This is a genomic window from Nocardioides sp. (assembly GCF_016462705.1).
Lineage (GTDB): Bacteria > Actinomycetota > Actinomycetes > Propionibacteriales > Nocardioidaceae > Nocardioides.
The window spans coordinates 1-7,381 of record NZ_JAEMSS010000194.1; the positions used below are offsets into that span (position 1 = coordinate 1).

At 71.8% G+C, this 7,381-nt stretch carries 11 protein-coding genes; 5 read left to right on the forward strand and 6 right to left on the reverse strand.

Annotated elements, in window-relative coordinates; translation table 11 throughout:
• The 3 genes from JHD21_RS18800 to JHD21_RS18810 form a co-directional block, all read left to right on the forward strand.
• On the forward strand, positions 1–313 hold a 313-nt coding region (locus JHD21_RS18800; RefSeq protein ID WP_292678322.1), incomplete at its 5' end, for a cytochrome P450.
• Positions 310–1,596 (forward strand): thymidine phosphorylase, encoded by a 1,287-nt coding sequence (locus tag JHD21_RS18805; RefSeq protein ID WP_292678323.1) that lies wholly within the window; start codon positions 310–312, stop codon positions 1,594–1,596. The genes JHD21_RS18800 and JHD21_RS18805, both read left to right, overlap by 4 nt.
• Positions 1,597–1,610: 14 nt before the next feature.
• Positions 1,611–2,174: a TerD family protein gene (locus JHD21_RS18810; RefSeq protein WP_292678324.1), complete on the forward strand. Its 564-nt coding sequence runs from the start codon at positions 1,611–1,613 to the stop codon at positions 2,172–2,174.
• Here JHD21_RS18810 and JHD21_RS18815 read toward each other — a convergent pair.
• Complete coding sequence (locus JHD21_RS18815) at positions 2,167–2,619, reverse strand: MaoC family dehydratase (protein WP_292678326.1); 453 nt, start codon at positions 2,617–2,619, stop codon at positions 2,167–2,169. The genes JHD21_RS18810 and JHD21_RS18815 overlap by 8 nt on opposite strands.
• A gap of 40 nt (positions 2,620–2,659) precedes the next feature.
• Here JHD21_RS18815 and JHD21_RS18820 point away from each other — a divergent pair, with 40 nt between their 5' ends.
• Complete coding sequence (locus JHD21_RS18820; RefSeq protein ID WP_292678328.1) at positions 2,660–3,808, forward strand: adenosine deaminase; 1,149 nt, start codon at positions 2,660–2,662, stop codon at positions 3,806–3,808.
• On the opposite strand, the gene JHD21_RS18825 is transcribed toward JHD21_RS18820, so the two are convergent.
• The 5 genes from JHD21_RS18825 to JHD21_RS18845 are packed head-to-tail and all read right to left on the reverse strand — an operon-like array spanning position 3,795 to position 6,686.
• Positions 3,795–4,355: a hypothetical protein gene (locus JHD21_RS18825; RefSeq protein WP_292678330.1), complete on the reverse strand. Its 561-nt coding sequence runs from the start codon at positions 4,353–4,355 to the stop codon at positions 3,795–3,797. The two genes, JHD21_RS18820 and JHD21_RS18825, sit on opposite strands and share 14 nt — an antisense overlap.
• Positions 4,352–4,957: an ATP-binding protein gene (locus JHD21_RS18830; RefSeq protein ID WP_292678332.1), complete on the reverse strand. Its 606-nt coding sequence runs from the start codon at positions 4,955–4,957 to the stop codon at positions 4,352–4,354. Before JHD21_RS18830 ends, JHD21_RS18825 begins: the two co-directional genes overlap by 4 nt.
• Positions 4,958–4,993: 36 nt before the next feature.
• Positions 4,994–5,851, reverse strand: a complete 858-nt coding sequence (locus tag JHD21_RS18835; protein ID WP_292678334.1) for a hypothetical protein — start codon at positions 5,849–5,851, stop codon at positions 4,994–4,996.
• Positions 5,848–6,180 (reverse strand): hypothetical protein, encoded by a 333-nt coding sequence (locus JHD21_RS18840; protein WP_292678336.1) that lies wholly within the window; start codon positions 6,178–6,180, stop codon positions 5,848–5,850. The genes JHD21_RS18835 and JHD21_RS18840 overlap by 4 nt, the downstream gene beginning before the upstream one ends.
• Complete coding sequence (locus JHD21_RS18845; RefSeq protein WP_292678338.1) at positions 6,177–6,686, reverse strand: hypothetical protein; 510 nt, start codon at positions 6,684–6,686, stop codon at positions 6,177–6,179. Before JHD21_RS18845 ends, JHD21_RS18840 begins: the two co-directional genes overlap by 4 nt.
• Positions 6,687–6,770: 84 nt before the next feature.
• Between JHD21_RS18845 and JHD21_RS18850 the strand changes: the two genes are divergently transcribed.
• Positions 6,771–7,295: a hypothetical protein gene (locus JHD21_RS18850; RefSeq protein ID WP_292678340.1), complete on the forward strand. Its 525-nt coding sequence runs from the start codon at positions 6,771–6,773 to the stop codon at positions 7,293–7,295.
• The last annotated feature ends 86 nt before the right edge of the window (positions 7,296–7,381 follow it).

The following is a 7,381-nucleotide window of genomic DNA, read 5'->3' on the forward strand; positions in this document are numbered from 1 at the left end:
GCAAGCGGCGTGCGACAAGGCCGGTGTGGCGCTGAAGATCGCCGTGCTGCTGGGCTCGGCCAACCGTGACCCCGCCGTCTTCGAGGAGCCCGACGAGTTCCGGGTCGACCGCGAGCCCAACAACCACCTGGCCTTCGGGGTCGGGGTGCACTTCTGCCTCGGTGCTCCGCTGGCGCGGATGGAGCTCGTGGAGTCAGTGGGGGCGCTGTGGGCGGCGTACCCGACCCTGGCGCTGGCGGGGGAGCCGGAGAGCCGGGGGACCTTCGTCCTCCGGGGGTTCCATAGGGTTCCAGTCCAAGGAGGAACGTCGTGAGCGAACCGTTCAGCGCGGTCGAGGTGATCGTCCGCAAGCGGGACCGGGGTGAGCTGTCGGACCCGGAGATCGACTGGGTGGTCGACGCCTACACGCGTGGCGTGGTCGCCGACGAGCAGATGTCGTCGCTGGCGATGGCGATCCTGCTCAACGGCATGAACCGGCGCGAGATCGCCCGCTGGACGGCGGCGATGATCGCCTCCGGCGAGCGGATGGACTTCGGCACGCTGTCCCGGCCGACGTCCGACAAGCACTCGACCGGCGGCGTGGGCGACAAGATCACGCTGCCGCTCGCCCCGCTCGTCGCGGCCTGCGGGGTCGCGGTCCCGCAGCTCTCCGGTCGCGGTCTCGGCCACACCGGCGGCACCCTGGACAAGCTCGAGTCGATCCCCGGCTGGCGGGCGGCGCTGTCCAACGAGGAGATGTTCGCCCAGCTCGAGTCCGTCGGCGCGGTCGTCTGCGCGGCCGGCGACGGCCTGGCACCCGCGGACAAGAAGCTCTACGCGCTGCGCGACGTCACGGGCACCGTCGAGGCGATCCCGCTCATCGCGTCGTCGATCATGAGCAAGAAGATCGCCGAGGGCACGGGCGCGCTCGTGCTGGACGTGAAGGTCGGCTCCGGAGCCTTCATGAAGAACGTCGAGCTGGCTCGTGAGCTGGCGGAGACGATGGTCGGGCTCGGCACGGACGCGGGGGTGCACACGGTCGCGCTGCTCACCGACATGGACACGCCTCTCGGCCTCACCGCCGGCAACGCGATCGAGGTGGAGGAGTCGGTCGAGGTCCTCGCCGGTGGCGGGCCCGCCGACGTGGTCGAGCTGACCCTGGCTCTGGCTCGCGAGATGCTCGCGGGGGCCGGACGCGGCGACGTCGACCCCGCGGACAAGCTCGCCGACGGGTCCGCGATGGACTCCTGGAAGGCGATGGTCCGGGCCCAGGACGGGGACCCGGACGCCGTCCTGCCGGTCGCCAAGGAGTCCCACGTCGTCACGGCACCGGCGTCCGGCACGTTGAGCCGGCTGGACGCGATGGCGGTCGGGATGGCGGCCTGGCGGCTGGGTGCGGGCCGCTCGCGCAAGGAGGACCCGGTCCAGGCGGGAGCCGGCGTGCGGTGGCACGCCCGGCCCGGCGACCAGGTCACCGAGGGCCAGCCCCTGATGACCCTGCTCACCGACGAGCCGGACCGCTTCGACAGGGCGCTGGAGGCGCTGGAGGGCGGCTACGACATCGAGCACGGCGCCGAGTTCGAGCCCACCCCGCTGTTGATCGACCGGATCGGCTGACGTTGACTGACGGGATGGACCTCGTCGCCGGACAGGAGCTGCCACTCGCGTCCGCGCGCGTCACGCTGGGCATCGGCTGGGACAAGGAGCGCACCGCCGGGGCCATGGGCACCGGCGCCCCCGACGTCGACCTGGACGCCACCGCCGTGCAGTTCGCGGGCGACCAGCTCTTCGACCTCGCGTTCTACAACAACCTGGGCACCCGGGACGGCTCCGTGGTCCACCTCGGTGACAACCTGACCGGTTCCGGTGAGGGTGACGACGAGCAGATCACCGTCGACCTCGGCCGGGTGCACGGCCCGGTCGACACCATCGTGCTCATGGTCAGCAGCTACCACGGGCACACGCTGGAGTGGGTCAACCGCGCCTACTGCCGGATCTCCGACGAGTCCGGCGCCGAGCTGGCCCGGTTCCGGATCACCGGCGGCGTCCCCCAGACCGGCCTGGTGCTGGCGACCTTGAAGCGCGTTGCTGCGGAGCAGGGGAGCGGCTGGGTGATGCGGGCGGTCGGAGAAGGCGTGGCGATCACCGTGCCGACGCAGGGACTGGCCAAGCTGCGCCCGTACCTGGCTAGCTGAGGAGCAGAACCACCGTCTCGGCCACGCACGCCGGCTTGGCCTCGCCCTCGACCTCGATCGTGTAGGCGACGGTCAGCTGCTTGCCGGCGGGGACGTCGGCGAGACCGACGACCGAGGCCCGGCCGCGGATCCGCGCGCCGACCTTGACGGGCATCGGGAACCGGACCTTGTTGAGGCCGTAGTTGAGCCGCGCTCCCGGCGTCTCCACGCTGAAGATCTGGCTGCTCAGCCAGGGGATCAGCGACAGCGTCAGGTAACCGTGCGCGATCGTGCCCCCGAACGGCCCGGCGGCGGCCTGCTCCTGGTCGACGTGGATCCACTGGTGGTCGTCGGTCGCGTCGGCGAACAGGTCGACGCGGTGCTGGTCGATCTCGACCCAGTCGGTGGCGCCGAGGTCCTCGCCGACGGCGGCCTCGAGCTCGTCTGTGCTGGTGAACGTGCGCATGCATGCCTTCGAGTCGGGGAGCGGCTGACAGGATGGCGACATGAGCGCCGTCCTCACCGAGCCTAGCCAGGGCCCCCGGGCCACCGAGGACCAGGTACGCCGTGCCCCCAAGGTGCTGCTGCACGACCACCTCGACGGGGGCCTGCGGCCGCAGACCATCGTCGAGCTGGCCTCCGAGTGCGGGCACGAGCTGCCGGCGCAGACCGCGGACGACCTCGGCCGCTGGTTCGCCGAGAGCGCGGACTCGGGGTCGCTGGTTCGCTACCTGGAGACCTTCGACCACACCGTCGCGGTCATGCAGACCGCCCCGGCCCTCACCAGGGTGGCCCGGGAGTGCGTCGAGGACCTGGCCGCCGACGGGGTCGTCTACGCCGAGGTGCGCTACGCCCCCGAGCAGCACGTGGAGACGGGCCTGTCCCTCGACGAGGTCGTCGGCGCGGTGCAGGAGGGCTTCGAGCAGGGGATGTCCGCGGCCCTGGAGAAGGGACAGCGCGGTATCCAGGTCCGGCACCTGCTCACCGCGATGCGTCACCAGGCCCGCTCCCGCGAGATCGCCGAGCTGGCGGTCGCCTGGCGTGACCGCGGGGTCGCGGGCTTCGACATCGCCGGTGCCGAGGCGGGCTACCCGCCCACCCGGCACCTGGACGCGTTCGAGTACCTCCAGCGGGAGAACGCCCACTTCACCATCCACGCCGGTGAGGCCTTCGGGCTGCCCTCGATCTGGGAGGCCATCCAGTGGTGCGGCGCCGACCGGCTCGGCCACGGCGTCCGGATCATCGACGACATCACCGTCGCCGACGACGGCTCGGTCGAGCTCGGCCGGCTCGCGGCGTACGTCCGGGACATGCGGATCCCGCTGGAGATGTGCCCGCACTCCAACGTGCAGACCGGCGCCGCCGAGTCCATCGCCGAGCACCCGATCGGCCTGCTCACCCGGCTCCGCTTCCGGGTCACGGTCAACACCGACAACCGGCTGATGAGCGGCACGTCGATGGGCAAGGAGCTCGGCTCGCTCGTGGAGGCGTTCGGCTACGGCGTCCGCGACCTGGAGTGGTTCGCGGTCAACGCGATGAAGTCGGCGTTCCTGCCGTTCGACGAGCGGCTAGCGCTCATCAGCGAGGTCATCAAGCCGGAGTACGCCGCCCTCGCGGCCGAGGCAGCGGGAGGGCCGGGCGTCAGCGCGGGCTGACGTCGAACCAGAGCCGGTCCCAGCGACCCAGGGTCAGCGACCGGGACTCGACGGCGGCGCGGGTGACCTCGGTCCGGGCTCCCTTGGCCGGGTCGTAGACCCAGAGACCGGTCTCCGAGGCCCTGCCCACGGCGAGCACGACGTGCCGCGGCAGCCAGGCGTTGCCGACGTACAGGCCGACCGGACGACCGGAGTCGACACCTGCCGCCACCCGGTCGAAGGCGGCACCGGGCCGGAACACCGACAGCCTCCAGCCGTAGCGCCGGGCCGGCGCCCCGGGACCCGACACCGCCGACAGCTCGCGGGCGACCGCCCACGGCGGCGTGCCGAGCGCGCGCGGCCACGGCACCTGGAGCCGGCCGGCGACGACCGGGCTGGTGGCGCGGCGGTGGGTGCTGAGGACGTCGGCGGCGAACCGGTCCTCCGGCGCCTCCCGCACGGCGTCGGCGTACGCCGGGTCGAGCAGCATCCGCGCGGCCACCACCGAGCTGGGTCCACAGCTGCGCTGGTCGGGCTGCCTCATCCGGGACCAGGGGAGGTCGGTCACGAGACCTCCTGGGCCTGCCGCCTGATCTCGGTCGCGGCCTCGTCGGGGCTGACCGGGGTGCAGCCGTGCGCGACGATGTCCGCGACCAGGTCGCGCTGCTCGCGCATGAGGGCGAGCCCACGAAGCACGAGGACCATCGGTGGCTTGCGGTGCTCGCGGAAGTCCCGGGTCAGGCGACGCCAGAAGGTGACCAGCGGGTGCTGCCGGACGCAGTAGGCCGCGGCCAGCATGCCGGCCTCACGGCACGGCCCCACGACGTGGTGGGCGAAGATCCCCTCGGCCACGAGCAGCTGCGACCCCTCGAGGTCGAGGACCTGGGAGCCGCACCGTCCGTCGTGCGCGATGTCGTAGACCGGGACCTCCGCCCGACCCTCCCTGCAGAGCTCGTCCAGCGCGGCGAGGGCGTCCTCGGGCAACCAGGAGGCCGGGTCGTCCCAGTCCACGACTCCGGCGTTGGGGCCGTCGGCGATCACCGGCAGCGTCGGGTCGCCGGCGCTCTTGTAGAAGTCGTCGAGGCGGAGGACCGGCAGCCCGGACCGTTCGGCGAGCCGCGACTTGCCGGCCCCGGACGGACCGGCCAGCACGATCACCCGGGCCGCCACCCGGCCATTCTGCCCCGAGTGAGGACGACGCGGTGCCTAGGCCACCTGCCACTGCTCCGGGGTGACCATGCCGTCGACGGCGTCGGGGTGCAGGACCGGCCAGGTGTTGTGCGGGAGGCCCGTGCTGCCGTTGGCGAGCTGCCGCCACTCCAGCTGGTCGGGGAAACCGACGCCGATCATGTAGTCCTCGAGGATCTTCGCGACCCGCTGGATCGCGGCCAGGATGGCACCGATCGCCGAGATGATGACCGGCACCTCGAAGCTGATGATGCTCTCGACGCTGGTCGCGTCGGACAGGATGCCGATCGCGTCGACCGCGGTGGCCACGAAGGCGTCGACGAGGTCGACCCAGAGCTGCAGGATCTTCTGCCCGGCCAGGTTGGTCATGTCGGACGCCGCCTCGAGGGCGGTCGCGATGTTCTCCATGGCCTTGACCTGCTCGGTGGCGGCGACCGAGTAGTTGTGGAAGGCGTCCCCCTTCCAGTGGTGGCCCAGCGCCGCGATCTCGGAGGCGATGGACGGGGCGGGGGTGAGCAGGGCCGCCTTGCAGTCGGCGTAGTCGAAGGACAGCTGCTTGAGCCCGACCGGGTCGCCGGCCATGGAGGAGACCACCCGCTCCACGTCGCCGGCGAGCTCGTTGAGCTTGTCCTCGACGCCGGGACGGATCTCGTTGTTGAACTTGTCGATGGCGCGCTCGACGTCGTCGGACGTGAGTCCGTCGATGATCGCCGAGCCGATCGGGCCGAACACGACGGTCTTCCAGTCGAAGGCGTCGGCGGCGTCGTTGAGGACGTTGGCCATGGTGCCCAAGGCGTCCTGCGCGTCCTCCCAGAGGTCGGTGACCTGCTGCTGCACGTCCTGGGCGAACTGGTCGAAGTCGCTGTAGGCGGTCATCGCGGCAGCCTCTCCCTGAGCGAGGCGGCGCCCTCGGCGGCGGTGCTGTCGGCGCCGTCGTACGCGTTGGCCGTCGACACCAGGCTGGCGGCGATGAAGTCGAAGGTGTCCAGGCCGTCGTGGAAGGCCTGGTCGATCGCCGAGATGAACTCGTCGTGGAAGTCGTCGAGACCCGCGGCGATCCCGAAGAAGCCGAACTTGTAGCCCTTGTAGAGGCCGTTGTTGGCGAGGTCGTGGGCGTCCTGGAGGTGCTGCTTGCGGCGGGTCCACTCGGTGGACTCCTCCCTCAGCTCCGCACTCTGGACCGAGAAGGACCCGAGATCGGTCATCGTTGGTTCCTCGTGGTGTAGGCGTCCGCGAAGGCCTCGAGGACGGCGGTGGCGACCGAGCTGACGTTGGCGGTCCGCAGCCAGCCGGGGTCGACGTCGATGTCGGCGAAGTGGTCGGTGGTGTGCAGCGTGAGGTGGACGCAGCCGTTGCTGGAGGACCCGGTGTCCCGGGCGCCCGGATCGCGAGGCTCGAGGGCGGTGGGGCGCTTCCAGAACTCGACGAGCTCGTCGTGCGGCACGTGCCCGTAGCGTTCCGACCGCGGTGGCGCCGGCGTGCGGTCGGCCCGGGCCACCGGCCGCTCCCCGCGCGACCTCCCCGTGGACCCGAGGCGCTCGTCCAGCCGCGCGCCCACGGCATCGAGGTAGGCGCGGTGCAGGGCTGCCTTCAGGCCGTCCGGCGACCGCAGCTCGTCAGGCAGGGCACGGATCACGACACCGGCGATCTGGCGGTTCGCGTCGAGGGTGACGTCCACCGCCCTGGTGCTGGTCGTGGAGGGCGCTGACATGGCTGAGGTTCTGCCCCGTCGCCTCCCGGACAAACCTGCCCGCCCGGGGGTTTTGGCGGCGGAGGGTGGGGGTAGGACGGCCCCGTGCGACTGACGGCGACCGTGGCGGTTCTGCTGGTTCTCGGTCTGTTGTCCGGTGCCTGTGGTGAGGAGGCCGACGAGGCGTCCTCGGACCCGCAGGGCTCCGGCGGTTCGACGGGCGAGATGGTCAACGCGACGCTCCCCGACAACCTCTGCGACGAGGTGCTGCCCGCGGTCCCGGCCGACTACGGCGTCGACGAGGTGGCGCACACCTCGACCGCCGCGGAGGCCTCGTGCAGCCTGGCGTCCGAGTCCGGCGCCACGACCCTCGAGGTCACGCTGACCCCGGCGGAGCCGGACGAGCTGGACGCCACCTTCGAGGCCGCCTGCGAAGAGGTCGGGCCCGACCCGGACGGCCGGCAGGAGCGGCGGTGCACGGCGACCACCGAGCAGCAGATCGTCCAGGCGACGAGCCTCTCGACCCGCTCGGCCGTGCTCACGATGACCCTGGTCAGCGACGACCCGGAGCGGATCCGCACCGGCCAGATCGACCTGGCGCTCGTCGAGTCGGCGGTCGCGACCGCCTGAACCGGTGCCTCCGGCTCGTCAGACGCCCATCGGGTGCCAGACCGTCTTGGTCTCCAGGAAGGCGGTCATCGGCGTGAGCCCGGGGT

What these genes read in the sequence shown, in the direction of transcription:
- JHD21_RS18810 (WP_292678324.1), top strand. Translation starts at nt 1,611, where the DNA reads ATGGACCTCGTCGCCGGACAGGAGCTGCCACTCGCGTCCGCGCGCGTC.
- JHD21_RS18815 (WP_292678326.1), bottom strand. Translation starts at nt 2,619, where the DNA reads ATGCGCACGTTCACCAGCACAGACGAGCTCGAGGCCGCCGTCGGCGAG.
- JHD21_RS18820 (WP_292678328.1), top strand. Translation starts at nt 2,660, where the DNA reads ATGAGCGCCGTCCTCACCGAGCCTAGCCAGGGCCCCCGGGCCACCGAG.
- JHD21_RS18835 (WP_292678334.1), bottom strand. Translation starts at nt 5,851, where the DNA reads ATGACCGCCTACAGCGACTTCGACCAGTTCGCCCAGGACGTGCAGCAG.
- JHD21_RS18840 (WP_292678336.1), bottom strand. Translation starts at nt 6,180, where the DNA reads ATGACCGATCTCGGGTCCTTCTCGGTCCAGAGTGCGGAGCTGAGGGAG.
- JHD21_RS18845 (WP_292678338.1), bottom strand. Translation starts at nt 6,686, where the DNA reads ATGTCAGCGCCCTCCACGACCAGCACCAGGGCGGTGGACGTCACCCTC.